Source organism: Micromonospora sp. NPDC049497 (assembly GCF_044465805.1).
Classification (GTDB): domain Bacteria; phylum Actinomycetota; class Actinomycetes; order Mycobacteriales; family Micromonosporaceae; genus Micromonospora.
The window spans coordinates 1-26,834 of record NZ_JBITMC010000001.1; the positions used below are offsets into that span (position 1 = coordinate 1).

Genomic DNA, 26,834 nt, shown 5'->3' on the forward strand with positions numbered 1-26,834 from the left:
GGCCAGCGGCCGCACCGACCGACACCGCCTCAACCGCGGCGGCGACAGAACCCTCAACAGCGCCCTACACACCATCGCCCTGACCCGCCGCCGCATCCACCCCGAAACCCGCGACTACATCACCCGACGCCGCGCTGAAGGCCGCACCACCAGAGAAATCACCCGCTGCCTCAAGCGCTACATCGCCCGACAGCTCTACCGCACCATCACCACCCACCACCGAACCCCTTGACAACCCCCACTCACAGATCGCGGTGGGGGTGGGGGTGGGGTGGGTTCAGGGGTGGACTGGTTTGTCTGTCGGGGTTCCGGGGCGTTGGCCCGGGGGACGGGTGGGTCGGGCTGCCGGGCGGAGGACGCCGGAGCGGCCGGCCAGGGCGTCGGTGAGGGCGGCCCGGGTCGTCGGGGTCAACACCTCGGGCAGCGCCGTCGGGTCGTGCCAGGAGAGGTGGCAGCCCCCGACGGGGTCGCCGGTCGGTGCCGTGCCTCGCGTCCGGGCCCGGAAGACGTGCACGAGGACGTCCGGTGGTGGACCGCAGTCGGTGCGGCCGGTGGCCTCCGCGGCGAGGTGGTAGAGCCCGACCAGGTCCACCAGTTCGACCTCCCAGCCGGTCTCGGCCCGGATGTCGCGGGCCGCGGCGTGCACCGGGCTCTCGTCCCGGCGTAGCCGGCCGCCGGGCAGCGCGTACCGGCGCGGACCGGGGCCCTGCCGGCAGAGCAGCACCCGCCCGGCCTCGTCCGTGACCACCGCGGCGACCGCCCAGGTGAGCGTGCTCATGGCTTCGGAGCCTACGGCGGTGGCCACCGGAAGTCATGGGAGTCGCTGAACTGTCGGACCGGGGTGCCGCACACGGGCCCCTCGGCGGTAGCGTGTGCACCCGTGACTCTCGCCTCGCTCACCCCCCAGGCGGCCCTGCCCAGCCCCAGCACCGCCGTGTGGCAGCTCGGACCCTTCCCGCTCCGGGCGTACGCGCTGTGCATCATCGTCGGCATCGTCGTGGCCTGCTGGGTCACCGAGCGACGGCTGCGGCAGCGCGGCGTCGCCCCCGGGGCGGTGCTCGACATCGCGGTCTGGGCGGTGCCGGCCGGCATCATCGGAGCGCGGATCTACCACGTGATCACCTCCCCGGAGAAGTACTTCGGCACCGGTGGTGAGCCGCTCAAGGCGCTCTACGTCTGGGAGGGCGGTCTCGGCATCTGGGGTGCCGTCGCCGGTGGTGCGGTCGGCGCGTGGATCGCCGCCCGGCAGCTCGGCATCCCCTTCGCGGTGGTGGCCGACGCGGTCGCGCCGGGCCTGGCGCTGGCCCAGGCGATCGGGCGGCTCGGCAACTGGTTCAACAACGAGCTGTATGGCGGCCGGACCACCCTGCCGTGGGGCCTGGAGATCCACCGGATGGACCCGGACAACCCCGGGCAGGCGTTGCGCGACGACGCCGGCCAGCCGATCCTCGAACCGGGCCTGTACCACCCCACCTTCGCCTACGAGGCGCTGTGGAACGTCGGCGTGGCCGTCCTCGTCCTCGTGCTCGACCGGCGGCTGCGGCTCGGCCGGGGCCGGGCGTTCGCGCTGTACGTGATGGGCTACACCGCCGGCCGTTTCTGGATCGAGCTGATGCGCACCGACGAGGCGAACACCATCCTCGGCGTACGCCTGAACGTCTGGACGGCCGCGCTGGTGTTCCTCGGCGCCCTGGTCTACTTCGTCCGGGTCCGCGGCCCCCGGGAGTACCTGGTGCCCGTCGGTCCGGCGGCCACCCCGGTGCCGGCGGCCACCGACTCCGACGTCTCCCAGGTCGACCTGTCCGCGCGGGAGGCCGGCTCCCGGCCGGAGGCGCCGGAGGGCTACCGGGTGGTCAGCGAGGAGCAGTTCCGGCGGTGGCGGGAGACCGGCGAGGTGCCGGACCCCGACGCGCCCGCCGAGCGCGACGCCGCGACGGCCGACGAGAGGCCGGCCGACACGGCGACGGCGGACGACGACACGGCCGACACCACGGCGGCCGACGACGGCCGGACCGGCACCGCGGCGGCGGACGCCGGCGGGTCCCGGCCCGCCGACCGCGACAGCTGAGCGAGGGGCCCACATGCGGAGCGCGGTGGTGGTGGGCGCGGGAATCGGTGGCCTGGCGATCGCCGGCGCGCTGGCCCGGTCCGGCTGGCGGGTCACCCTCCTGGAACGCGCCGACCGGGTCCGCCCGGAGCCGACGGCCGTGGTGCTCTGGCCCAACGGGGTACGCGCACTGCGCGCTCTCGGCCTGGGCGCCGGCCTGGAGGCGATCGCCACCCCGCTGCCCGACGGCGGGGTCCGCCGGCCGGACGGCCACCGGCTCGTGCAGCCCCGACCCACCCCCGCCGACCGGATGCCGGTCGTCGTGCACCGGGAGGACCTGCACGACGCGCTGATCGCGGGCCTCGGCGACGGGGTCGAGCTGCGGACCGGGGTGACGGTGCGGACGGTATGCGCCGAACCCGGGCAGCGCCCGTCGGTCAGCGACGGACGCCACGTCCTGGAAGCCGACCTGGTCGTCGGCGCGGACGGCATCGACAGTGCGGTCCGGCGGCAGCTCGCGCCGGAGGCGACCGTGGTCAGCTCCGGTTCCGCCGCCTGGCGGGCGGTGATCCCCTGGTACCGGGCACCCCGGCTACCGGCCGGTGCGCCACCGGCCGGCGAGGTCCTCGGCGCCGGCTACCGCTTCGTGGCGGCGTCGCTGGGCGAGCGCGGCTCGTCCGGTGCGTCCAGCCGGGGCGGCATCTACTGGGTGGCCACCGCGGCGGGGGCACCCCGTCCGGAGTCCCCGGAGACGCAGCTCGCCCTGCTCAAGCGCTGGTACGCCGGCTGGCCCGCCCCGATCGCGGACCTGCTCGACGCGACCGACCCCGCCGACATCGTCCAGCAGGAGATCCGCGAGCTGCGGCCGCTGCCCCGGTCGTACGGCTTCCCGGCCGGCCCGGGTGGCGTGGTGCTGCTCGGCGACGCCGCGCACGCCATGCCGCCGCACCTGGGGCAGGGCTCCTGCCTCGCCTTCGAGGACGCCGCCACCCTCGCCGCGCTGCTGCGGGAGTCGCGGCTGCCCGACGCCGTGTCCGCGTACGACCGGGTGCGCCGGCCCCGCGCGGCGTCGGTGGTCCGGCAGACCCGCCGCATGTCGGCGGTCCTCCAGGCGCGCGGCCGGCTGGCGCTGCGCGCCCGCGACGCGGCCCTGGGCACGATCAACCCGCGCCTGCTCAGCAGCGCCGCCGCGTCCGCCGCCCAGTGGCGCCCGCCGGCCTGACGGCGCGGCGGACCCGTCGTCGGCGCGGCGACGGGCGGTGGTGGTGCGGTGGGGGTCAGCCGACGAGGGCGGCGGCGGGTTCGGCGACGCAGGCGGTGCCGACGCGACGGAAGCCGACCCGCAGGTAGACCCGGGCGATCTCCTCGCTGCCGGCGGAGAGGAAGACGAGGTCGGTGCCGGCGGCGAGCAGTTCGCGGGCCAGCAGCGCGGTAACGGCCGCGCCGAGGCCGCGCCGGCGGGCCACCGGCAGGGTGGCCACCCCGGCGATCTCGGCCACGTCGCCGACCCGCATCGCCATCCCGCTGGCCAGCGGGCCCTCGGCGGGGGTCCCGGCCAGCACCGACAGCCGACGTCCGTCGGCGATCCGCGTCCGTTCCTCGTCCACCACCGCCGCGTCCAGCTCGGTGACCGCGGCGTCCCGCTGCGCGGGCCCGGCGTCACCGCGCCCGGTGCCGGGTGTGGAGAAGCCAACCGCGGCCACCGCGCGGTGCGCCGCCACGTCGGCGGCGAAGCCGGGCGCGTCGGGGTCCAGCGCCCGCAGCGGTACGTCGGTGAACGTCGCCGGGTCCGCCCACGCGGCCGGGTCGAGCACCATCAGGGGCGCCTCCAGCACGGACAGGCCGGCCGAGCGGACCACCGGGAGCAGGTCCGGGCTGGTCTCGTGCACCCACTCGAACGCCTCGGGCACGCCCAGTTCCCGCTGCCGTTCCCGGACCGACGACACGTCGGCCAGCGAGGGTACGCCGGCGGCGTCGAGCCGGGGCCGCGCGTAGAACGGCCAACCGGCCCCCTCGCGGACGAAGAGCACCAGCGAGCCGTGTTCCTCCGCCCGCGCCACGTCCCGGGGCACGCCGTCGTAGAAACGTTCCAACCGGTCGAACAGGTGCTTGTGCAGCGGATCCACCGCGCGAGACTACACGTCCCAGACTCTGGAAGGTGTGATCAATCTGCACTGGCCTTGCGCCGACCCCCCTAACGTAGACTCAATAGACCCCTGAGGGCCGACGTCGTCCCCACCCAGAGATCCATCCTGAGTGACGACAGGAGGCCCGGTGGCCTTTCCGTACCCGCACACCCCGCAGCCGGCCCCGCACGATGCCGCCCCCGCGGCCGGGCTCTACGACCCCGCGTTCGAGCACGACGCCTGCGGCGTGGCCTTCGTGGCGGACCTGCACGGCCGGCGCTCGCACGCGGTCGTGGCCAGCGGTCTCGGTGCGCTCTGCCGACTGGACCACCGGGGTGCCCGGGGAGCGGAGCACAACACCGGCGACGGCGCGGGCATCATGATCCAGGTCCCCGACGCGTTCCTGCGCGCGGTCGTCGACTTTCCCCTGCCCCCGGTCGGCCAGTACGCCACCGGCCTGGTCTTCCTTCCCGACGACGACGCCGACGAGGCGCGCGCCCGCCGGGTGGTGGAGAAGTACGCGCTGGTCGAGGGCGCGGACGTGCTCGGCTGGCGGAACGTCCCGGTCGACGCGAGCGGCCTCGGCGAGACCGCCCTCGCGGCGATGCCCCGGGTCCGGCAGCTGTTCCTCGCCGCGCACCGGCTCACCGACTCGCCCGCCGGTCCGGCCGGCTCGCCGCTGGGCGGCCTCGATCTGGAGCGGGTGGCGTTCTGCGTCCGCAAGCAGGCCGAGCGGGAGTCCGCCGAGCGGGGCGTGCCCGCGTACTTCCCGTCGCTGTCCGGGCGGACCATGGTGTGGAAGGGCATGTTGACCCCCGACCAGCTGCCCGCGTTCTACCCGGAGCTGACCGACGAGCGGGTGGACAGCACGATCGCGCTGGTGCACTCCCGGTTCTCCACCAACACGTTCCCGTCGTGGCCGCTGGCGCACCCGTACCGCTTCATCGCCCACAACGGTGAGATCAACACGATCCGCGGCAACCGCAACTGGATGCAGGCCCGGGAGGCGCTGCTGCGGACCCCGAACCTGCCCGGCAACATCCGCCGGATCTTCCCGGTGTGCACCCCGGCGGCGTCCGACTCGGCGAACTTCGACGAGGTCCTGGAGCTGCTGCACCTGTCCGGGCGGAGCCTGCCGCACGCGGTGCTCATGATGATCCCGGAGGCCTGGGAGAACGACCCGGACATGCGCGGCGACAAGCGGGCGTTCTACCGCTTCCACGCGAGCCTGATGGAGCCGTGGGACGGGCCGGCCTCGGTCGCCTTCACCGACGGCGAGATCGTCGGCGCGGTGCTGGACCGCAACGGCCTGCGCCCGGGCCGCTGGTGGCGCACGGACGACGGGCTCGTGGTGCTCGGCAGCGAGGCGGGCGTGCTCGACCTGGACCCGGCGCGGGTGGTGGCCAAGGGCCGTCTGCAGCCGGGGAAGATGTTCCTGGTCGACACCGTGGCCGGCCGGATCGTGCACGACGAGGAGATCAAGACCGAACTGGCCGCCGCGCAGCCGTACGACGAGTGGCTGCACGCCGGCCTGATCGAGCTGGACGACCTGCCGGCCCGCGAGCACATCGTCTACACCCACGACTCGGTGCGCCGCCGGCAGCAGACCTTCGGCTACACCGAGGAGGAGCTGAAGATCCTCCTCGCGCCGATGGCGCGGGTCGGCGCCGAGCCGATCGGCTCGATGGGCACCGACACCCCGATCTCGCCGCTGTCGACCCGGCCGCGACTGCTGTACGACTACTTCCACCAGCTCTTCGCCCAGGTCACCAACCCGCCCCTGGACGCCATCCGGGAGGAGCTGGTGACCAGCCTGGCGTCGACCATCGGACCGGAGGGCAACCTGCTCGATCCGGGGGCGGCGAGCTGCCGGCAGATCGTCCTGCCGTACCCGGTGATCGACAACGACGAGCTGGCCAAGATCCTCTCGATCGACGAGGACGGCGACCTGCCCGGCTTCAAGGCGGTCCGGGTCTCCGGGCTCTACCGGATCCGTGAGGGCGGGGCCGGGATCAAGGCCCGGCTGACCGAGATCTGCCGGCACGTCTCCGAGGCGATCGAGGACGGCGTCCGCATCCTGGTGCTCTCCGACCGGGACTCCAACGCCGACCTCGCCCCGATCCCGTCGCTGCTGCTCACCGCCGCGGTGCACCAGCACCTGGTGCGCGAGCAGACGCGTACGCAGGTGGCGCTGATCGTGGAGTCCGGCGACTGCCGGGAGGTGCACCACGCCGCCGTGCTCATCGGGTACGGCGCCGCGGCGGTCAACCCGTACCTGGCCTTCGAGTCGGTCGAGGACATGATCGCCACCGGCGCGCTGGTCGGTGTCGACGCGGCGAAGGCGGTCCGCAACTACGTCAAGGGCCTCGGCAAGGGCGTCCTGAAGATCATGTCCAAGATGGGCATCTCGACCGTGTCGTCGTACTGCGGCGCGCAGGTCTTCGAGGCGGTCGGCCTGGACACCCGGCTGGTCGAGCGCTACTTCCGGGGCACCCCGAGCAAGATCAGTGGCATCGGGCTGAACGAGATCCACGCCGAGGTCGCCGCCCGGCACGGACGGGCCTGGCCCGCTCCCGGTGCGGAGACATCCGACCGGCTGGAGGTCGGCGGCGAGTACCAGTGGCGTCGCGAGGGCGAACTGCACCTGTTCAACCCGGAGACGGTCTTCCTGCTCCAGCACGCCACCCGCAGCCGCCAGTACGACGTCTTCCGCCGGTACACCGCCAAGGTCGACGAGCTGGCCGCCCGCGCCGGCTCACTGCGCGGCCTGTTCACCCTGCGCACCGGCGTACGGCCCCCGGTGCCGATCGAGGAGGTCGAGCCGGCCAGCGAGATCGTCAAGCGGTTCGCCACCGGCGCGATGTCGTACGGGTCGATCTCGGCCGAGGCGCACGAGACCCTGGCGATCGCGATGAACCGCCTCGGCGGCAAGTCCAACACCGGCGAGGGCGGCGAGGACGTCGAGCGGTTGCACGACCCGGCCCGCCGCTCCGCGGTGAAGCAGATCGCCAGCGGCCGGTTCGGCGTGACGAGTGAGTACCTGGTCAACGCCGACGACATCCAGATCAAGATGGCCCAGGGCGCCAAGCCCGGCGAGGGTGGCCAGCTGCCCGGCAACAAGGTCTGGCCGTGGATCGCCCGGACCCGCCACGCCACGCCGGGCGTCGGCCTGATCTCCCCGCCGCCGCACCACGACATCTACTCCATCGAGGACCTCGCCCAGCTGGTACACGACCTGAAGTGCGTCAACCCGGCCGCGCGGGTGCACGTCAAGCTGGTCAGCGAGGTCGGCGTCGGCACCGTGGCGGCCGGCGTGGCGAAGCTCAAGGCCGACGTCATCCTCATCTCCGGCCACGACGGCGGCACCGGCGCGTCCCCGCTGAACTCGCTCAAGCACGCCGGCACCCCGTGGGAGCTGGGCCTGGCCGAGGCGCAGCAGACGCTTCTGCTGAACAAGCTGCGGGACCGGGTCACCGTGCAGGTCGACGGCCAGCTCAAGACCGGCCGGGACGTCCTGGTCGCGGCGCTGCTCGGGGCCGAGGAGTTCGGCTTCGCCACCGCGCCGCTGATCGTCGAGGGCTGCGTGATGATGCGGGTCTGCCACCTGGACACCTGTCCGGTCGGCATCGCCACGCAGAACCCGGTCCTGCGCGAGCGCTTCACCGGCAGGCCGGAGTTCGTGGAGAACTTCTTCCTCTTCCTCGCCGAGGAGGTCCGCGGTTACCTGGCCGAGCTGGGCCTGCGCTCGATCGAGGAGGCGATCGGGCAGACCGAGCTGCTCGACCTCACCCCGGCCATCGACCACTGGAAGGCCGGCGGGCTGGACCTCGGTCCGGTCCTGCACCTGCCGCAGCTGCCGGCCGACGCCGTCCGGCGTGGCGTACGCGCGCAGGACCACGGCCTGGAGCTGGCCCTGGACAACGAGCTGATCGCGCTCGCCGCGCCGGCGTTGACCGACGGCACCCCGGTCCGGGTCGAGGTCGCGGTGCGCAACGAGCACCGCAGTGTCGGCGCGATGCTCGGGGGTGAGGTCACCCGACGCTTCGGCGGCACCGGCCTGCCTACCGACACCATCGAGTTCGACCTGCGCGGCACCGCCGGCCAGTCGTTCGGCGCGTTCCTGCCGCGCGGGGTCACCCTGCGGCTGCACGGTGACGCCAACGACTACGTCGGCAAGGGCCTCTCCGGCGGCCGGCTCGTGGTCCGCCCGGACGACGCCGCGCCCTTCGTCGACGGCGACGCGGAGCCCGGTGAGCGCGCCGAGGACCAGATCATCGCGGGCAACACCATCCTGTACGGCGCCACCGCGGGCGAGGTGTTCCTGCGGGGCCGGGTGGGGGAGCGGTTCGCGGTCCGCAACTCCGGTGCGTCGGCGGTCGTCGAGGGCGTCGGCGACCACGGCTGCGAGTACATGACCGGCGGCACGGTGGTGGTGCTCGGGCAGACCGGGCGCAACTTCGCGGCCGGCATGTCCGGCGGCACCGCGTTCGTGTGGAACCTGGACCGGCGCCGGGTCAACGCCGAGCTGGTCGAACTGGCGCCGCTGCGCGAGGAGGAACGGTCGGTGCTGCACGAGCTGGTGCAGCGACACTTCGCCGAGACCGACTCGGCGGTCGCCGAGTCGCTGCTCAAGCGCTGGCCGGAGGCGGTGGAGGAGTTCACCGCGGTGGTACCCCGGGACTACCGCCGGGTGCTGGAGATCATGCGGGCCGCCGAAGCCGCCGGCCGTGACGTCGACGACGCGGTCATGAGCGCACTCGCGGCGCCGACCGCGCCGCTGCCGCCCGCCCCGCGGGCGGTCGCCCAGGAGGTGGCTCGTGCCTGACCCGAACGGTTTCCTGCGCTACAACCGGCGGCTCCCCGCCCGCCGCCCGGTGCCGGTGCGGATCAGCGACTGGCGGGAGGTCTACCCGCCGGCCGGTGAGGAGCTGGTCCGCGAGCAGGCCACCCGCTGCATGGACTGCGGCATCCCGTTCTGCCACGACGGCTGCCCGCTGGGCAACCGCATCCCGGACTGGAACGACCTGGTCCGCACCGGTAACTGGGACGCCGCGGTGGAGTCGCTGCACGCCACTAACAACTTCCCGGAGTTCACCGGCCGGCTCTGCCCGGCGCCTTGCGAGGCGGCGTGCGTCCTGGGCATCGCCGGCGGCGAGCCGGTCACCATCAAGCAGGTCGAGGTCGAGATCGCCGACGCGGCCGCGGCGCGCGGAGCGCTGCGACCCCGGCCGGTGCCGGCGCCGTCCGGTCGGTCGGTGGCCGTGGTCGGATCCGGGCCCGCCGGGCTCGCCGCCGCGCAACAGCTCGCGCGCGCCGGTCACGCCGTGACGGTGTACGAGCGGGACGACGCGATCGGTGGCCTGCTCCGGTACGGCATCCCCGACTTCAAGCTGGAGAAGCGGCACATCGACCGGCGGCTGGCCCAGCTGTCCGCCGAGGGGGTGCGCTTCCGCACCGGCGTGAACGTCGGCGTCGACGTCACCGCCGAGCAGCTGCGCGCGGAGCACGACGCGGTGCTGCTCGCCTGCGGGGCGTTGCAGGGCCGGGACACCCCGCAGACCCCGGGACGGCACCTGCGCGGCGTGCACCAGGCGATGGACCACCTGGTCGCCGCGAACAGGGCGGTCGCGGACGCGGCCGCCGGCCAGCAGGGTGTCGCCGCCGCGGGTGCGGGCCGGCCGGCGCTCGCCGTGCTGCCCGACGGGACTCCGATCGACGCCGCCGGTAAGCACATCGTGATCATCGGCGGTGGCGACACGGCTGCGGACTGCCTCGGCGTGGCCCACCGGCAGGGCACTGCCGGCGTACACCAGTTGGACCTCTACCCGGAGCCGCCGCACGCCCGCGACGAGGCCCGGGACCCGTGGCCGACGTGGCCGTGGGTCCTGCGCAGCTACCCCGCGCACGAGGAGGGCGGCGAGCGGGTGTTCGCCGTCGCCGTGCAGGAGTTCGTGGACGACGGCACCGGTCAGGTCCGGGCGGTACGGATCGCCGAGGTGACCGTGGAGAAGAGGGACGGCCGGCGGATCGTCACCGCGCTGCCCGGTTCGGAGCGTGAGCTCCCGGCCGACCTGGTGCTCCTGGCGATCGGCTTCGAGGGCACCGAGGAGCAGCCGTTGCTCGACCAGTTCGGCGTGACGCGCAACCCGCGCGGCGCGGTGGACGCCCGATCGGACTGGCAGACCGACGCCGACGGGGTCTTCGTCGCCGGCGACATGCACCGTGGGGCGTCCCTGATCGTCTGGGCCATCGCCGAGGGGCGGGCGGCGGCCGCCGCCATTCACGCCCATCTCGACGGGGTGGGACAACTCCCGGCCCCGGTGGGCCCGGCCACGCAGCCGCTCGCCGCCCGCTGACCCGCACCGGCCCGGCCGCACCCGGCCGGCCGCACCGGCCCGGCTCGCCCGCGTGTCCTCGCACGCGTGGGCGGGCCGGGCCGGGCCGGGTGTCTGCCGTGTCCGGCGCCGCCCCTCGGCACACGGGCCCGCTACTCGGTGGGGCGGCGGCTTCCGTGGCTTCCCGGCGATGAACCTCCCCTTAGGGGCGTCGAGCCGGCGACCGCGTCACCGGCGGGTCGGAGAACACCGGTGTGGGTCCTGTCGAGCTGATGTCGTAGACGACTCAGGCTGCGGTCGAGGTCGGGCCGGCGGTCGAGGTCGGGTCGGCGGTCGAGGTCGGGTCGGCGGGCGAGGTCGGGTCGGCGGGCGAGGTCGGGCCGGCGGGCGAGTGATTCATTCACGACATCAGCTCGACAGCGTCCGCGTGGCAGCTCTCGCGCAGGAGCGGCTTGTCCCCCCTCCCCGGCAACGCGTGCGGCCCACTAAATCGACACTGATGGAAGTCTGAGAGTTCCGCCTATTCCATCCATCTACATGTTTCGATAGCATTACCGACTAGTAACAACCGTTGCACCCCTGGCCACGCGCGCGGTCACAGGGCCCCACCACCCCTGTCCTGTGGAGGTCCCTCATGCCACACCGCCCGCTGGCCCGTGCCCTCGCCGCGCTGGTCGCCGTCCTCACCGCAACCCTGGGCGCCGTGCTCGTCCCCGGCACCGCGCAGGCCGCCACCATCAACTACGTCGCCCTCGGCGACTCCTACTCCTCCGGCGTCGGCGCCGGTCCGTACGACCTCTCCGGCTGCCTCCGCAGCCAGAAGTCGTACGCGCCGATCTGGGCGTCGGCCAACGCGGTCACCAGCTTCAAGTTCCCCGCCTGCGGCGGCGCCGTGACCGCCGACGTCATCAACAACCAGGTCAGCGCCCTGAGCACGAGCACCACCCTGGTGACCGTCACGATCGGCGGCAACGACGCCGGCTTCGCCGACGTGATCACCAGTTGCCGGTTCGGCAGCACCTCGAGCTGCACCAGCGCGGTCAACGAGGCGAAGGCGTTCGCCACCGGCACGCTGCCCGGGCGGCTCGACGCCACGTACGCCGCGATCCGCAACCGCGCGCCCAACGCCCGGCTGATCGTGCTCGGATACCCGCGCCTGTTCGAGACCACCTACTGCGGGCTGTTCGCGATGAGCACGTACAAGCGCACGATCCTCAACGAGGCCGCCGACGTGCTCGCCACGGTCATCTCCGGGCGGGCGGCCGCCGCCGGCGCCACCTTCGCCGACACCCGCCCCTACTTCGCCGGCCACGGCGTCTGCGCCAGCGACCCGTGGATCCGCGACGTCACCGGTGTCATCGAGGCGTACCACCCGGACTCCGACGGCTACCGCTACGGCTACCTGCCCGCGCTGAACGCGGTCACCGGCTGATCCTGCCCCACGGCGGTCGACGGTCCGAAGGGGACCGTCGGCCGCCGCTTGCCGGCGACCGGCACACTGGGTGGATCGCGCGACCACGGCGTGCCACCGGGCGGGGGTGTCCATGCGGGACGTGACCACACCCAGACAGCTGCCCACGGGCCGGGACCGGCTCCCGGCCGGGGCGACGGAGTTCCTCGCACTGCTGGCCCGGCTGCTCCGGCGGCCCCGCCGCGGGGACCGACGACTACCGCTGCTCTGGCTGGTCCACCCCGACCTGATGGCGCTGCTGCGTCGCTTCCTCGGGCAGGGACAACGCCGGCGCGTCCCGCACGCCGTGCTGGACATCGCCGCGCAGCCCGCCGGCACCGACGTGCCCACCCTGCTGCGGGACCTGTACCGGCAGCTGTCGCTGGAGGCGTTCGGGGTGGCGCGGCTGCGGTTCCGGCACTATCCGCTCGCCGACTGGCTGATGCACCAGAGCCTCAGCCCGGCCGTCGACGCCGACGACGGCCGGGCCGCGCTGGTCCGCCGGCTGCGCGACCGGCGCGGGCCGCGCGGGGCGGCCGACGCCGTCCCGACCGGTGGGGACGCGGTGTCGATCGTGTCGCAGCTCGTGCTGTGGCTGGTCCGACACGCGGTGCCCGGGGTGGTGTTCCGGCTGGCCGTCTCCGGGCGGGTGCCGGTGGTGGGGCGGCACTACCGGTGGTTCATGCGCCAGCAGTACCTCGCGCCCCGGCAGTCGGTGACGTTCCTCGGCTTCGCCGAGCGCCTCACCGCCGGCTGGCGCGACGGCGAGCAGCCCGACCAGGTCAACAAGCTGCTGCTGCACGCGTTCCTGGAGGACCTGCGGCAGGCGTACCGGCGTCGGCCGTGGCGGCCGTCGGACTGGCGGCGTACCGCCTACCCGGTGCTGCTGCTGGACCACGTGAGCCCCGGCAACCTCGGGCACGTGCTGGTCCGACTGCTCGGCGACGTCCGCACCGAGACCGGCCGCAACGACCCGCTGCTCGTCGTCGCCGCCGGGGACGTTCCCCCGCCCGAGCTGCCCGGGCCGCACCCGCTCGCCGACGCCGACGAGGCGTACCAGGAATGGTCGGAGGCCCTGCCCGAGGTGCGCCGGCTGCGGCGCGCGGCGGCCTGGCTGGTCGTGCTGCGGCCCGACGCCGCGGAGGCCGGCCCGCCCCCGCGCGGCGGCCTGCGCCCCTTCAGCGCGCCCGAACCGCCGTGGTGGTCGCGGCGGTTCCTGCCGGCGGCGGTGGCCCTGACGCTGCTGGCCGCCGGTGGCGCGTGGGCCGGCACCCGCTGGGGACCGGGCTGCCACCCCTCGCCGACCGGTGGCCGGATCGCGGTGGAACTGGCCGAGGGGGAGTGCGTCGGCTACAGCGACAGCGCGGCCCAGGTCTTCAACGACGACCCGGGACAGGACGCGCTGCGGACCGTCCAGGAGCGGATCTTCGCGCAGAACCGCGCCGCCGAGGAGGTCTGGGAACGCAGCCACCACCGCCGGCCCTACCTGACCCTGGTCTACCTGGGCACGCTCACCGGCAACCGGACCCGCGCGGACGAGGAGTCCTACGTGTCCGAGCGGGAGGAACTGGAGGGGATGGCGACGGCGCAGTACGCGCTGCTGAAGGAGTCCGCGGGCGCCGACGGCGCGGCGCTGCTGCGGATCGTGGTCGCCAACGGCGGCCGGCAGATGCGCCACGCGGACCGTGCCGTGGCGATGCTCGCCGAGCTGGCCCGCGACGACCCGACGGTCCTCGGCGTCGTCGGTCTGGTGGAGAGCCGCGCCAGCACCGCCCGGGCGCTGCGGGAACTCAACCGGATCGGGCTGCCCGTGCTCGCACCGACCCTGTCGGCCGACCGCATCGACGCCAACTCGAGGCTCTACCTCCAGGTCTCCGCGCCGAACGCCGACCAGGTCGAGATGGTCGACGAGTACGCCCGCCAGGTGCTGAAGGTGGACGAGACGCACGTCTACTGGACCACCGGGGAGAACAGCTCACTGGCCGAGGACCTCTACGTCGGCACCCTCCTGGACGGGCTGAAGCAGCGGTTCGGGCCCCGGCTCACCCGGCTGGAGGAGTGGCGGACCGGCCGACGGCTGACCGTCGAGTGCGGCTTCGACGGCCTGCTCTTCTACGCCGGCCGGTGGTCGGAGTTCGACGGGTTCCTCCGCGCGCTGCGCGAGTGCGGCGACGACCCGCCGAAACACCTGGTCGGCGACGACTCGGTCAACCGCTACATGGCCAACCCGGGCCTGCGGGCCGCCGCGCCGGGCAACGTGCCGGTCACGTACGTGTCCAAGGCCGCGCTCGGCACCTGCGCCGCGCTGCGGGCCGCCCAGGACCGGCGGGACGAGGCCCGGTCGAGCTTCCTCACCTGGATCCAGGCCGGTGACCTGCTCGACCCGCCGCGCTGCCGACCGGACCGCCCGCATCCCGTCGGCGAGCGGGTCAGCCTGGCCTACGACGCGTCGATGATGATGGTGCGCGCCCTGGAGAGCCTGGCCGCCCGGCTGCACCACGCCGGCCCGCGCCAACGCTGGGAGCCGACCTCGGTCAACCCGGTCGCCGTGCACGCCGAGGTGCTGCGGCAGAACGCCGGCCCGGGCTACCCGGGGGTGGCCGGACTGATCCGGTACCCGCCGGACTCCGGCGAGCCGGTGGACAAGCGACTCGCTCTCCTGCGGGTCGAGCGGGTGCCCGACGTGGCGACGGAAGCCGTCGAGGTGTACCACTGCGGTACCGCCGACCGGCCCCAACCGGCCTCCTGCGCCGTCGTCCCGGCGCCCGGCCGCTGACACGGCGTGTCCTTCGGCGACGCGTCCGCTTCGGACTGTCCCGGCGTCGGTGGGGTCGGCTAGGGTTTCCCGGGACCAGGCGGGGCGAGGCGACGGGAGCACGGGAAGTGGGCAGGCTCGCGTCGGCGTACGGGCAGGCGGTGGCGGCCCACCGGGCGGCCCGGTCCCACCTCGACACCGCCCGCCGGGCCCTGGACGCCGCCCCGGCGCCGGCCGGCCCCGCCGGGACCGCCGACGTGGTGGCCCGGCTGGCCCACCTCGGCGCCGCGCTCGCCGCGCCGACACCCGGCGCCACCCCCGTCGCCGTCACGCCGGTGCCGGTCCGGCTCGGCGAGGCGTCCACACCCGACGGTGGCTTCCCCGTGCTCGTCCCGCTCGGCGGTGGCGCCCACCTCGCCGTCGACGGCGACGCCCGCGACCCCCGGGTGGCCGGGCTGCTCCGCGCGGTCGTCCTGCGGCTGCTGGCCACCGCCCCGCCCGGTGGCGTGCGGGTCGCCGGCATCGACACCGCCGCGCTCGGCGCCACCTTCGGGCCGCTGCGGCCGCTTGTCGACGCCGGCGTGCTGGACCCACCCGCGTCCACCGACGACGAGGTCGCCACGCTGCTCGACGCCGCCGAGACGCACGCGCGCACCGCCCGGCACGCCGGCCGGGCCGACCAGGAGCTGCTGCTGGTCGTCGCGGCCTCCACCCCGTCGCCGCGCGCGGCGGCCCGGCTCGCCGCGCTCACCCACGCCGGGCCGGACGCCGCCGTCTGCGTCCTGGCCGCCGGGCACCCGCCGGCCGCGTCGGCCGACCCGCCCCCGCAGTTCGGCGCCGCGACGCAGGTCCGGCTCTCGGAGCGGTACGCGCACGTCGGCGACCCACCTGGCGTCCCGTTCAGCCCCGACGGCACCGGTCTGGCCGCCGAGGTGCTCCTCGACGGGGATCCGCCGGCCTCCTCCGTGGCCGCCCTCGCCGCGCACCTCGGCGCGGCCGTCCGCCAGGGTGACGTGGTCGGCTTCGCCGACCTGCTGCCCGAGCGGCGGTGGGCCGAGTCCTCCGTCGCCGGCCTGCGCACGGTGGTCGGCCGGGCCGGCCGGGACCCGGTCACCGTCGCCTTCGACGACGCCACCCCGCACTGGCTGGTCGGTGGGCGCACCGGCGCCGGCAAGACCGTCTTCCTGCTCGACGTCCTCTACGGGCTGGCCGCCCGCTACTCCCCGGCCGAGCTGCAGCTCTACCTCCTCGACTTCAAGGAGGGCGTCAGCTTCACCGAGTTCGTACCGACCGGCCGGGACCCGTCCTGGCTGCCGCACGCGCGGGCCGTCGGCATCGAGTCCGACCGGGAGTACGGCGTCGCGGTGCTCCGCGACCTGCGCCGCGAGCTGCAACGGCGGGCCACCGCCCTCAAGCGGCACGGCGTCACCAAACTCGCCGACCTGCCCCGCGGCACCCCGCTGCCCCGCATCGTCGCGGTGATCGACGAGTTCCACGTGCTGCTGGCCGGCAACGACGCGCTGGCCCGGCAGTCGGTCGACCTGCTGGAGGACCTGGCCCGCAAGGGTCGCTCGTACGGCGTGCACCTGGTCCTGGCCAGCCAGAGCATGACCGGCATCGAGGCCCTCTACGGCCGGGCGGAGGCCATCTTCGGGCAGTTCGCGCTCCGGGTCGCGCTGCCCGGCGGGGGTGGTGTGCTCGACCCGCTGAACGCCACCGCCGGCACCCTGCCCGTCGGCTCCGCCGTGCTCAACACCGCGGCCGGCGCGGCCGGCGCCGACACGGTCGTGCGTTTTCCCGACGCGCACGCCGCCGCCGACGAGCTGGCGGCGCTGCGCCACGAGCTGTGGCAGGCCCGGCCGTCGGGCGCGCGGCCACCGTCGGTCTTCCGGGGGTACGAGACGGCGCGCGTCGAGGACGACGCCACGTACGCCGGCCTGCGCCCCGGTGGCCGGCGCCCCCTGGCCCTGGTCGGGCGCACCGTCGACGTGGACGGCACCTCGGCGCTGTTCCTCATGGACAGCAGCCCCGGCCGGCACCTCGCCGTGGTCGGCACCTCGGTCACCGGCGCGGAGGTGCTCCGGGCGGCCACCCTCAGCCTCGCCCGCCAGCACGCGCCCGGCGACGCCCGGTTCCTGCTCGCCCCGCTGGTCGCCGCCGGTGACCCGGCCGCCGACGACACCGCCGCCGCGCTGACCGCCGCCGGGCACCCCGTCGAACGACTGGACGCGGCCGGCCTGCGCTCGCGGCTCGCCGGCCTCACCGCGCACACCGCCTCGCCGGCCGAGTCCGTCGCGCCGTCGTCGCCCGCCACCGCCGGAGGGCTCGCCGACCGGACGTACCTCGTCGTGTTCGGCGTGGACGCCGCGTCCGCGGTGCTCGGCGCGGCGGATCCGCAGACCTTCCACACCGGACACGACGACCTGCGCGCCCTGCTCCGGGCCGGTCCCGCGCACGGCGTGCACCTGCTCGGGTGGTGGCGCGGCCTGCGCCGGCTCGGTGACGACCTCGGCGGCACGCAGAACCGCGACGACGTCGCCTGCCTCGTGGCGCTGAACGTGCCCGCCGCCGACCTCGGGCTGCACCTCGGCGTGCACGACCTCGCGTACACGCCCCGGCCGGACCGGGCGCTGCTGGTCGACCGGCACGATCACCGCACCCGGCTGATCGTGCCGTTCGCCCGTGACGGGCACGACGACGACGGGGAGGGCTGAGCGGTGTCCACGTTCTCCGAGTACGCGGCGCTGGCCCGGCACCTCGCCGAGCAGCGCCGGGCCGGCGAGCGGGACGCCGCCGCCGAGGCCGGGCGACGCCGCGACGTGCACGCCGTCGCCGACGCCCTCCAGCACCGGCTCGCCGCCCAGGGGCACCGCCTCGACCAGCTCGGCCGCGCCGTCGGCCTGCCACCGTCCACTGTGCCCGACGGCGCGGCACCGCCCCCGCCCGCCGCTCCCGTCTCCGGTGCCCCGGGTTGGTCGCCTCCCGGGTCGGTCGCCCCGGCAAGCGGGCCCGGATCCTGGGAGGGCGTCACCGGCGGCGCAGCCGCCGCGCCGGGGCGGCCGGGGGTCGGGGCGTACTCCCCTCAGGTGGGGTCGGGGCTGGCGGTGCCGACGGCGGCCGGGGTGCCGGGCCCGCGCCCGGCGGAGGCCGACCCGGCCGCGGAGCTGGAGCTGGCGCGGCGCTACGCCGACGAGGCCGACCGGCACGGACAGCAGGCCGACGCGCTGGCCCAGCGGCCGGCCCTGCTGCCGGCGTGGTCACCGATGGCCCGGGCGGTCGCCGTGTACGCCGGATGCGCGGCGGTCGGCGTCGTGCTCATGCTGGTCCTCGTCGTGGCGTCCGGGGTGGGGGTGGTCGACCTCGGGACGCTGTACGCGTGGATGTGCGCCGGGCTGCCCGCCGTGTCGCTGATCGCCGGCTGGCTGATCCTCGGGCGCTGGGGACGGCCGGCTGTCGTCGCCGGCACGCCGCCGCGCTACGTCCCGCTGGGGATCCTGATCTGCTTCGCGCTGGTGCCGCTGGCGTACTGCGGGCACCTGGTGATGTTCCGCTCCCTGCGCTGACGACGCCCGCACCTGGGCCCTACCGCGGTGGGCGTCGTCAGCGGTCGGTCAGCAGCAGCCAGTCGTCGTCGAGCCGCTCCGGGGTCACTCCCTCCGGCCAGGCGTGCGACGCCCCCGCCACCGCCCGCGCCTGGTCCACCAGGAGCGTGCGGGCGAACGTCGCCCCCGCGAAGCTGACCGGACCACCGAACCGGGCCCGCCCGAAGTTCGCCGCGCCCTCGAAGCGGGTCCGCTCGAACCACGTCTCCCCGCCGAACTCGGTCCAGCGGAACAGCGCCATGTCGGCGAACCGGGCCTGCCGGAAGGTGTAACCGCTGGCGTCGAAGCCGTCCAGCCGGGCCCCGGTGAGGTCCAGGGTCACCCCGGGCCACCATCCGTCGCCGTCCGCCCGCAGGTGCCGGGTCAGGACCCGCTGCGCGGTGCGCCGGACCTCCGTCTCGCGCGCGTCGTCGTCCGGCGGCGTCATCCGCAGGTACGCGCAGAGCACCGCCACGATCGTCGTACGCTGCGCCGGGTTGTCCTGCCCGAGCCGCTCCAGGGCGTGCAGGCCGCCCAGGCGTACGGCGGCGTTGTCGTTGCCGAGCAGCTCCACGGCCCGGGTGTAGAGCTCGGTGAGCCGGCGCTCGGCGGCGTCGTGCTCGGCGGCGGCGGCCTGCTGCTCCTGGTGCCGCTGGCCGGCCTCGGCGACCGACTCGGCGTGTGCCTGTACGCGTTCCCGGTGCGCCTGGTCGTGGGCGGCGACGGCCTCCTGGTGACGTTGCGCCCGTTCGCTGATCCACTGCCGGCGCGCGGCGAGCAGCAGCGCGAGGCCGCCGCCGGTGCCGGCGACCACGGTCAACCCGGTGCGGATGGCGTCGATGCGCAGTGTGGCGCGGGTGTCCGGCTGGGCGGCCCGGTCGGCCTCACCGAGGAGCCAGTCGAGCACCCACCAGCCGAGCGCGGCGGCGAGCAGCAGCCCGATCAGGACGAGCCACCACGGCATCACCCGGAGCTGCCGGTCGGATGGCGGAGTCCCCTGCACGGTCCACAGCATGCCACCGGCGCACGCCCGCCGGGGTCCCGATCCGTTGCCGCACAAGGCCGTCCGGTGTCGACCAATCTCCTCAGTGGACCGGCCGCGTGCGAAATGCCGGTTTGCGCCCCCGGTGGGACAACGGGTTACCCGCGCGTAACTTTCCATTGACGTTTCCGGATTGTTACCCGCATCATCGTCGCACCGGTCGATCGGACACCCCACCCACCACTCCCGGCTCGCCGGGTACCTCCCACCGGAGGTGCAGCCATGCTGCTCCGAAAGACCGCCGTCGCCGCCACCCTCGCGGCCCTCGCCATCCTGCTCGTCCCTTCCACCGCCGTCGCGGCCCCCGCACCGCCCGACCCCGCCGCGGCCGTCCAGGCCGACCCCGCGGCGACCGTCCAGACCGCCGCCGCCGGACGTACCGTGATCGTGGTCGGCGGGCTCAGCGGCATCGCCGCCGTCTACGAGCCCCTCGCCGCACGGCTGCGGGCCGACGGCTACCGGGTGTGGATCTACCAGTTGCCCAACCTCGGGCTCGGTGACATCCCCACCTCCGCCCGCGCCCTCGCCACGTACGTCGGCCAGGTGCGCGCCGCGACCGGTGCCGCCACGGTGGACGTGGTCGCGCACTCCGAGGGCGGACTGGTGTCGCGGTACTACCTCAAACGGCTCGGCGGCACCGGCTCCGTCGGCCGCTACGTCAGCCTCGGCTCCCCGCAGTACGGCACCTACGTCGCCAACCTGGTGGCGTTCCTCGGCCTGGGCAGCTGCGTGGGCATCGTCGCCTGCCAGCAGATGACGATCGGTTCGGCCTTCCTCGCCGACCTCAACTCCGGCGACGACACGCCGGGCGCGGTGCGGTACACGGCCGTGCGCACCCTCCAGGACGAGCTGGTCCGGCCGGTGGGCAACGCCTCGCTCGCGGACGGCGCGACAAACGTGCTGATCCAGTCGTGGTGCCCGCTGCGGATTGTCGGACACCTCGGGCTGGTGCTCGACGGCACCACGTACAGCGTGGTCCGGCAGGCGCTCGCCGACTCCACGATCCGACCGAACTGCTTCGCCCTCTGAGGCGATCGTCAGCGGGCGGCCGGCATGGTGCCGGCCGCCCGCCCTGTGACCAGGATCAGGCGGCCCGGGAGAGCGCCTCGTACTCGGAGTCGGTCAGCTCCACCTCGGCGGCGGCCACGTTCTCCTCCAGGTGCGCCACCGACGACGTGCCCGGGATGGGGAGCATGACCGGCGAGCGGCGCAGCAGCCACGCCAGGGCGAGCTGCGCGGGCGTCGCGCCGTGCTCGGTGCTGATGGCGTCCAGCGGGCCGCCCGGCCGGGCCAGGTTGCCGGTGGCGATCGGGAACCACGGGATGAACGCGAGGTCGGTGCGCTCGCAGTGGTCGACGACGTCCTCGGCGCTGCGGTCGGCGAGGTTGTAGAGGTTCTGCACGGACACGATCGGGGTGATCTTCCGGGCGGCCTCGATCTCGTCCACGGACACCTCGGACAGGCCGATGTGCCGGATCTTGCCCTCCTGCTGGAGCAGCGCCAGCTCGTCGAGCTGGTCGGCCAGCGGCACCTGCGGGTCGATCCGGTGCAGCTGGTAGAGCCCGATGGTGTCGAGGCCGAGGTGGCGCAGGCTCAGCTCGCACTGCTGACGCAGGTACTCCGGGCGACCCACCGGCCGCCAGTCACCCGGGCCCGAGCGGGTCAGGCCGGCCTTGGTCGCGATGACGATGTCGTCGGCGTACGGGTGGAGAGCCTCCTTGATCAGCATCTCGCTGACGAAGGGCCCGTACGAGTCGGCGGTGTCGATGAAGGTCACGCCCAGCTCGACCGCCCGACGCAGGACCCGTACCGCCTCGGCCGGGTCCTTCGGGTCGCCCCACACCCCGGGACCGGTGATCTGCATGGCCCCGTACCCGAGCCGGTCGACCCGCAGGTCGCCGCCGATCCGGTACGTCCCGGAGGCCTTCGCGGGTTGCTTGCCGGCGTCGACTGCCATCGCCTGGTGTCCTCATTCCTGTCGGTGGTCCTCCGCGGCCAATCTAGCCAGGTACGCGCTCCGGCGCTGGCGCTCAGCCCACGTGCCGGATGACCACCAGGGCCTGGTCGTCCTCGGAGCCGGCCAACTCGGCCATCACCGCGTCGGCGATCGCCTCCACCGGCGCGTCGCGGTGGGCGTCGACCACCGCGTGCAGCGCCGCCACCCCCTCGTCGTACGCCTGGTTGCGCCGCTCCACCAGCCCGTCGGTGTACGCCACGAGCAGGTCGCCCACGCCGAACGGCAGGGTCGTGACGGGCACCGGCTCGCGGACCAGCCCCAACGGCAGGGCGTTGGCGGTGTGCACCCGCTCCGGTGGCCGTCCCGGGCGCACCAGCACCGGGTGCGGATGCCCCACCCGGGCCACGCTGACCCGGCCCGCCACCGGGTCGACCGTCATCGCCAGGCAGGTACCGAGGAAGCCCACCCCGAGCAGGTCGGTCAACCGGGGGAACACCTCGCCCAGCGGCACCCCGAGCCGGATCAGCGTGTTGACCACCGTACGGATCTGGGCCATGTCCGCGGCCGCCTCGACCCGGTGCCCGACCACGTCACCGACCACCACCGCCAGGCCGTCACCGTCGAGGTCGACCAGGTCGTGCCAGTCGCCGCCCAGGTGCAGCCCGCTCATCGCCGGCGTGTACCGGGTGGCCACCCGCAACCCCGCCGGCGTGGACCGGTTCGACGCGCGCAGCCGCCCCGCCAGACGGGTGACCAGGTTGTGCTCGGCGGCGGCCAGCCGGACCCGCTCCAGGGTCTGCTCGCACAGGTCGGCGACGGTGTCCAGCAGCGCCAGGTCGCCCTCGCGCAGGGGCCGCTGCCGCCGCCACCCGAAGCCCAGGGCGGCGATCGGCCGGCGCCGTGCGTCCAGCAGCGGCAACGCGACCGTGGTCACCAGCCCGTGCCGCCCCACCGGGTCGGGCAGCCCGGGAAAACGCCGAACGAACTCCGCCCGGTCGGTGAGGACGATGCGCTCGCCGGTGCGCAGCGCGGTGGCGATCGGCCGGGGATCGTCGATGGTGAGGTCGGCGAAGGTCGCCGACAGGCTGGACGGCACACCGTTGTACCAGAGCCGGACCCGACGCCCCTCCTCCCGCATCGCCAGGCCGGGCAGCACCGCGCCGACCGCGACCGGCGCCGCGGTGAGGATCACCTCGATCGCCTCGGCCGTCGACCGGGTCACGCTCAGCCGGGCGGCGAACGCGGCCATGGCCTGCGCCGAGTCGGCCAGCTCGGCCCGCTGCAACGCCTGGCCGCACAGCCCGGCCACCGTGTCCAGCAGCCCCTGCGGACGACCGCCGTCGACCACCGGCCCGGACCAGCGCACCTCCAGCGCCCCGAACGCCCCGCCGTCGCCGTACCGCAGCGGCACGCACACGGCCGTACCGTCCCGGACGACCCTGTTCTGCCGGACCGCCCGCGCCAGCGGCACGTCGGCGTCCAGGTCGAGGTCCACCGCGGGCCCGGCCCCCGGGCCGGCGGCGACCCGCAGGGCCGGCTCACCCGGCGCGGCGGTCGCGACCCGCGCGGTGGCGCCGTCGAAGACCGCCGGGACGGTACGCAGCACCACCTCGACGATCGCCGGACGGTCCTGCGCGGTGCTCAGCCCGCCGGCCAGCCGGGACAACGCCTCCGCCTGCCGCAGCACCCGCTGCCGGTCGCCGCCGTCCCGGGCGACCGCCGTCAGGTTGTCATCGTCCGCGGTCGAGACGGTGACAACCTGGGTGAGCACACCGCCCGGCCGCCCCGACTCGTCGAGCACCGGGACGTACGAGCAGGTCACCGCGGACGGCCCGTCGTCGGCGGCCGGGAGCGCGGGTCCCTCCGCGGTGGTCGGTTTCCCGGCCAGCACCCCGTCGAGCAGGGGGCCGAGGATGTCCCACCGCTCCGGCCACACCAGCGCGCCGGGCCGGCCGAGGGCGTCGGCCCCGGACGCGCCGAGCAGGGGAGCGTACGCGTCGTTGTGCAGCACCACCCGCTGCTCGCCCCACCACAGCAGCATGGGGGCGGGGGAGTGGAGGCAGAGCGTCAGGGCCGTCCGCAGGCTCTGCGGCCAGTCGTCCAGCGGGCCCAGCGGGGTGGTCGACCAGTCCCGGGCGTCGATCCGCGCACCGGTCTCCCCGCCGTCGGCGAGCACCTGGCGCCAGCCGGCGTCGTCGGCCGGCGTGACCGGGAAGGGGTCGTCGGTCACCCCGGGCCCTCCGCTCGGCGCCGCGCGATCAGCCATCAGACGGAAAGTACCAGCGCGGGCCGTTCCACGACCGTCTTCGATCTTGCCTGATCCGGCGCGGGCCCGGCCGAAACGGATCAGCCAGGTGCCAACCCGGTGGACATCGGCGCGGAGTTGGGCGGAGCGGCCGTGCCGGGGCCCGGGCCGTGGGACGCTGTGCCCACGCCGCTCGTCACGGGCCGCACCGGCCCGGTCGGCGCCGACCCCGGGTCGGCCGTCCGGCGGCGCGACCGCCGGGAGGGAGCGTCCATGTCGGGAACGCCACAGGTCGACTTCGCGCTCGACACGTACGAGTGCATCGTGCTCTACCCCGGGCCGTCCGGGCGGGCGCTGCCGGCGGAGACGGTCCAGCGGCTCCAGGCCGAGCACCTCGCGCACATGCAGGCGCTTCAACGGCGGGGGATCATCCTGGTCGACGGCGCCGTCGACGGCCCGGCCCGCGAGCCGGACCCGCCCCTGGGGTTCGGCCTGGCCCGCACCGGCTCCGTCGACGACGTCCGCAGCGTGATGGAGGCCGACCCCGCCGTGCAGGCCGGCCTCTACAAGGTCGACGTGATGACCTTCCTCTGCCCGGCCGGCTCCCTGGAGTTCCCCCTCGTCCGGGCGCAGACCTGACCGGTCACGGTGGGAATCCGCCGGTCGCGCGCACGCCGGGCACGGACGCCCTCGGAGACTGGTGACACCGGACGGTACGATTCCCGGCGCGCGGTCGCCGATGCCCGCCGTCACAACGTCCCGTGCGGATCTGCCGCCGCCGGTCACGCGCGTTCGCGCGTCGTTGGACAAACGTTCGCAGTCCGCGAGGGGGTCGGCCCGCAGTCCGGCCCGAAGGAGAGACTAGCCTGATGGGCGTGACACGCCGCGCGAAGATCGTCTGCACCCTCGGCCCCGCCACCTCGTCGCCCGAGCGCATCCGCGGCCTCGTCGAGGCCGGCATGAACGTGGCGAGGCTCAACTTCAGCCACGGCGACCACGCAGACCACGAGGCTGTCTACCGCCTCGTCCGCGAGGCTGCCGACGCGTCCGGCCGGCCGGTGGCCGTCCTCGCCGACCTGCAGGGCCCGAAGATCCGGCTCGGGCGTTTCGCCGACGGCCCGCACGAGTGGCGTACGGGCGACTCGGTCGTGATCACCGGCGACGAGGTCCTCGGCACCCGGGACCGCGTCTCCTGCACGTACCGGAAGCTGCCCCAGGAGGTGAAGCCCGGCGACCGCCTGCTGATCGACGACGGTCGGGTCGCCGTGGAGGTCACCGACGTCACCGGCAACGACATCCGCTGCCTGGTCACCGAGGGCGGCCCGGTCTCCAACAACAAGGGCGTCTCGCTGCCCAACGTGGCCGTCAGCGTTCCCGCCATGTCCGACAAGGACGCCGAGGACCTGCGCTTCGCCCTCGGTCTCGGCGTCGACCTCGTCGCGCTGTCCTTCGTCCGGTCCGCCGAGGACATCAAGCTCGTCCACACGATCATGGCGGAGGAGGGCGTGCACCGCCCGGTCCTCGCCAAGGTGGAGAAGCCCGAGGCGGTGGACCACCTGGAGGCGATCGTGCTCGCCTTCGACGGGGTCATGGTCGCCCGGGGCGATCTCGGCGTGGAGCTTCCGCTGGACCAGGTGCCGCTGGTGCAGAAGCGGGCCGTGCAGCTGTGCCGCGAGAACGCCAAGCCGGTCATCGTGGCCACCCAGATGCTCGACTCGATGATCGAGAACTCGCGGCCGACCCGCGCCGAGGCCTCCGACGTGGCCAACGCCGTGCTCGACGGCGCGGACGCGGTGATGCTCTCCGGCGAGACCAGCGTCGGCAAGTACCCGGTGCTCACCGTCAGCACCATGGCGAAGATCGTCACCACCACCGAGTCCGGCTCGATCGGTGTGCCCCGGCTCCAGCACGACCCGCGTACGCACGGTGGAGCGCTGACCGTCGCCGCCTCCTCGATCGCCCGGGCCATCGGCGCCAAGGCCCTGGTCGCCTTCTCGCAGACCGGCGACACCGTCCGACGGCTGTCCCGACTGCACTGCGACCTGCCGCTGCTCGCCTTCACCCCGGTGCCGGAGGTCCGCAACCAGCTCGCGCTGTCGTGGGGCGTGGAGACCTTCCACATGCCGTTCGTGGAGCACACCGACGACATGTTCCGGCAGGTCGACGAGGCGCTGCTCGGTCTCAACCGGGCCAACCCCGGCGACTACGTGGTCATCGTCGCGGGCAGCCCGCCCGGCACCCCCGGCTCCACCAACACGCTGCGCGTACACCAGCTGGGTTCGCTGGTGGACGCGGCCTCGGCGCGGGCGCTTCAGTGAGCGCGAGGAGTGAGCCGGGGTTGCGAGCCCCGCAGTCGCGAACGGAGACATCGCAGTGACCGGCGGTCGGGCCGCGACGGGCCAGGCCGCGGTCGACCAGCTCCTGGAGGTCCTCGACCTGGAGCCGACCGGCGACATGTCCTTCCGGGGCATGAGCCCGCCGGTCGGGCCGCAGCGGGTGTACGGCGGCCAGGTCGCCGGCCAGGCCCTGGTCGCCGCCGGCCGCACCGTCGACCAGGAGCGCTTCGTGCACTCCCTGCACGGCTACTTCGTGCGCCCCGGCGACCCGGTCGAACCGATCGAGTACCAGGTGGAGAACATCCGCGACGGTCGTTCCTTCTCGGTCCGCCGCGCGGTGGCGCTCCAGCACGACAAGCCGATCTTCTTCATGTCGGCGTCGTTCCAGCGTGTCGAGGAGGGGCTGGACCACCACGCGCCCACCCCGCCGGACGTGCCCGGACCGGACGAGGTCCCGACCATGGCCGACCGGCTCGCCCGGTACCCGGAGCGGCTCGGCATCTGGGGGCAGATCCCCCGCCCGATCGACGTCCGCTACATCGGCGAGCCCGGCTGGGTACGCCCCGGCGACCGCCCCGCCGACCCGCACCAGAGGGTCTGGATGCGCATCGACGGGAAGCTCCCCGACGATCCGCTGCTGCACGCCTGCGCCCTGGCGTACGCCTCCGACCTGACCCTGCTCGACTCGGTGCTCTCCGTGCACGGCGAGGTCTGGGGCCCCGGCGGCGTGGTCGGCGCGAGCCTCGACCACGCGCTGTGGTTCCACCGGTCGTTCCGCGCCGACGAGTGGTTCCTCTACGACTGCTGGAGCCCGTCCGCCTCCGGCGCGCGAGGGCTGGCCACCGGCCGGATGTTCACCACCGACGGTCGGAACATCGCCACCGCCGTGCAGGAGGGACTGCTGCGCCGCGTCGGCGTCTGAGCCGGCCGGCACCTCATCGTGGCCGATCGGCCGAGGGG

The 26,834-nt window shown here is 74.6% G+C and carries 18 protein-coding genes; 13 read left to right on the plus strand and 5 right to left on the minus strand.

The window, feature by feature from the left end; translation table 11 throughout:
• Window positions 1-232: transposase (locus tag ACIBR0_RS00005; protein ID WP_396711665.1), on the plus strand; the 232-nt coding region annotated here is incomplete at its 5' end.
• A 45-nt stretch (window positions 233-277) separates the two neighbouring features.
• Here ACIBR0_RS00005 and ACIBR0_RS00010 read toward each other — a convergent pair.
• Entirely contained in the window at window positions 278-778 is a 501-nt protein-coding gene (locus ACIBR0_RS00010; RefSeq protein ID WP_396711667.1) for an NUDIX hydrolase, read from the minus strand.
• A 102-nt stretch (window positions 779-880) separates the two neighbouring features.
• Between ACIBR0_RS00010 and lgt the strand changes: the two genes are divergently transcribed.
• Window positions 881-2,068 (plus strand): prolipoprotein diacylglyceryl transferase, encoded by a 1,188-nt coding sequence (gene lgt, locus ACIBR0_RS00015; protein WP_396711669.1) that lies wholly within the window; start codon window positions 881-883, stop codon window positions 2,066-2,068.
• 13 nt (window positions 2,069-2,081) lie between these two features.
• The gene (locus ACIBR0_RS00020) at window positions 2,082-3,269 is read left to right on the plus strand and encodes an FAD-dependent oxidoreductase (protein ID WP_396711671.1); all 1,188 of its coding nucleotides are present in this window, start codon (window positions 2,082-2,084) and stop codon (window positions 3,267-3,269) included.
• A gap of 55 nt (window positions 3,270-3,324) precedes the next feature.
• Here the strand turns inward: ACIBR0_RS00020 and ACIBR0_RS00025 are convergent, their stop codons facing one another.
• On the minus strand, window positions 3,325-4,164 hold the full coding sequence (locus tag ACIBR0_RS00025) for a GNAT family N-acetyltransferase (protein ID WP_396712428.1): 840 nt from the start codon (window positions 4,162-4,164) through the stop codon (window positions 3,325-3,327).
• Window positions 4,165-4,321: 157 nt separating this feature from the next.
• On the opposite strand from ACIBR0_RS00025, the gene gltB reads away from it, so the two are divergent.
• The 6 genes from gltB (at window position 4,322) to ACIBR0_RS00055 (ending at window position 18,276) form a co-directional block, all read left to right on the plus strand.
• Complete coding sequence (gltB, locus tag ACIBR0_RS00030; protein ID WP_396711672.1) at window positions 4,322-8,998, plus strand: glutamate synthase large subunit; 4,677 nt, start codon at window positions 4,322-4,324, stop codon at window positions 8,996-8,998.
• The gene (locus tag ACIBR0_RS00035) at window positions 8,991-10,529 is read left to right on the plus strand and encodes a glutamate synthase subunit beta (protein WP_396711674.1); all 1,539 of its coding nucleotides are present in this window, start codon (window positions 8,991-8,993) and stop codon (window positions 10,527-10,529) included. The genes gltB and ACIBR0_RS00035 overlap by 8 nt, the downstream gene beginning before the upstream one ends.
• A 613-nt stretch (window positions 10,530-11,142) precedes the next feature.
• Window positions 11,143-11,940: an SGNH/GDSL hydrolase family protein gene (locus ACIBR0_RS00040; protein ID WP_396711676.1), complete on the plus strand. Its 798-nt coding sequence runs from the start codon at window positions 11,143-11,145 to the stop codon at window positions 11,938-11,940.
• A gap of 121 nt (window positions 11,941-12,061) precedes the next feature.
• A complete protein-coding gene (locus ACIBR0_RS00045; protein ID WP_396711679.1) occupies window positions 12,062-14,734 on the plus strand; it encodes a hypothetical protein in 2,673 nt (890 codons plus the stop codon).
• A 107-nt stretch (window positions 14,735-14,841) separates the two neighbouring features.
• Window positions 14,842-17,427 (plus strand): FtsK/SpoIIIE domain-containing protein, encoded by a 2,586-nt coding sequence (locus ACIBR0_RS00050; protein ID WP_396711681.1) that lies wholly within the window; start codon window positions 14,842-14,844, stop codon window positions 17,425-17,427.
• Between the two features lie 3 nt (window positions 17,428-17,430).
• The gene (locus tag ACIBR0_RS00055) at window positions 17,431-18,276 is read left to right on the plus strand and encodes a hypothetical protein (protein ID WP_396711683.1); all 846 of its coding nucleotides are present in this window, start codon (window positions 17,431-17,433) and stop codon (window positions 18,274-18,276) included.
• 37 nt (window positions 18,277-18,313) lie between these two features.
• On the opposite strand, the gene ACIBR0_RS00060 is transcribed toward ACIBR0_RS00055, so the two are convergent.
• Window positions 18,314-19,297 (minus strand): pentapeptide repeat-containing protein, encoded by a 984-nt coding sequence (locus ACIBR0_RS00060; protein WP_396711684.1) that lies wholly within the window; start codon window positions 19,295-19,297, stop codon window positions 18,314-18,316.
• A gap of 261 nt (window positions 19,298-19,558) precedes the next feature.
• Between ACIBR0_RS00060 and ACIBR0_RS00065 the strand changes: the two genes are divergently transcribed.
• Window positions 19,559-20,365 (plus strand): esterase/lipase family protein, encoded by an 807-nt coding sequence (locus ACIBR0_RS00065; RefSeq protein WP_396711685.1) that lies wholly within the window; start codon window positions 19,559-19,561, stop codon window positions 20,363-20,365.
• Between the two features lie 55 nt (window positions 20,366-20,420).
• On the opposite strand, the gene ACIBR0_RS00070 is transcribed toward ACIBR0_RS00065, so the two are convergent.
• The gene (locus tag ACIBR0_RS00070; protein ID WP_396711687.1) at window positions 20,421-21,293 is read right to left on the minus strand and encodes an aldo/keto reductase; all 873 of its coding nucleotides are present in this window, start codon (window positions 21,291-21,293) and stop codon (window positions 20,421-20,423) included.
• A gap of 73 nt (window positions 21,294-21,366) precedes the next feature.
• Window positions 21,367-23,559, minus strand: coding sequence for a SpoIIE family protein phosphatase (locus tag ACIBR0_RS00075; RefSeq protein ID WP_396711689.1), 2,193 nt, complete (start codon window positions 23,557-23,559; stop codon window positions 21,367-21,369).
• Between the two features lie 252 nt (window positions 23,560-23,811).
• Between ACIBR0_RS00075 and ACIBR0_RS00080 the strand changes: the two genes are divergently transcribed.
• From ACIBR0_RS00080 to ACIBR0_RS00090, 3 genes are all read left to right on the plus strand, one after another.
• On the plus strand, window positions 23,812-24,177 hold the full coding sequence (locus ACIBR0_RS00080) for a YciI family protein (protein WP_357033708.1): 366 nt from the start codon (window positions 23,812-23,814) through the stop codon (window positions 24,175-24,177).
• Window positions 24,178-24,407: 230 nt separating this feature from the next.
• The gene (gene pyk, locus ACIBR0_RS00085; RefSeq protein WP_357033710.1) at window positions 24,408-25,856 is read left to right on the plus strand and encodes a pyruvate kinase; all 1,449 of its coding nucleotides are present in this window, start codon (window positions 24,408-24,410) and stop codon (window positions 25,854-25,856) included.
• A gap of 55 nt (window positions 25,857-25,911) precedes the next feature.
• Window positions 25,912-26,796 carry an acyl-CoA thioesterase gene (locus ACIBR0_RS00090; protein ID WP_396711691.1) on the plus strand — a complete coding sequence of 295 codons (885 nt, stop codon included), beginning with the start codon at window positions 25,912-25,914 and terminating at the stop codon, window positions 26,794-26,796.
• Window positions 26,797-26,834: the final 38 nt, after the last annotated feature.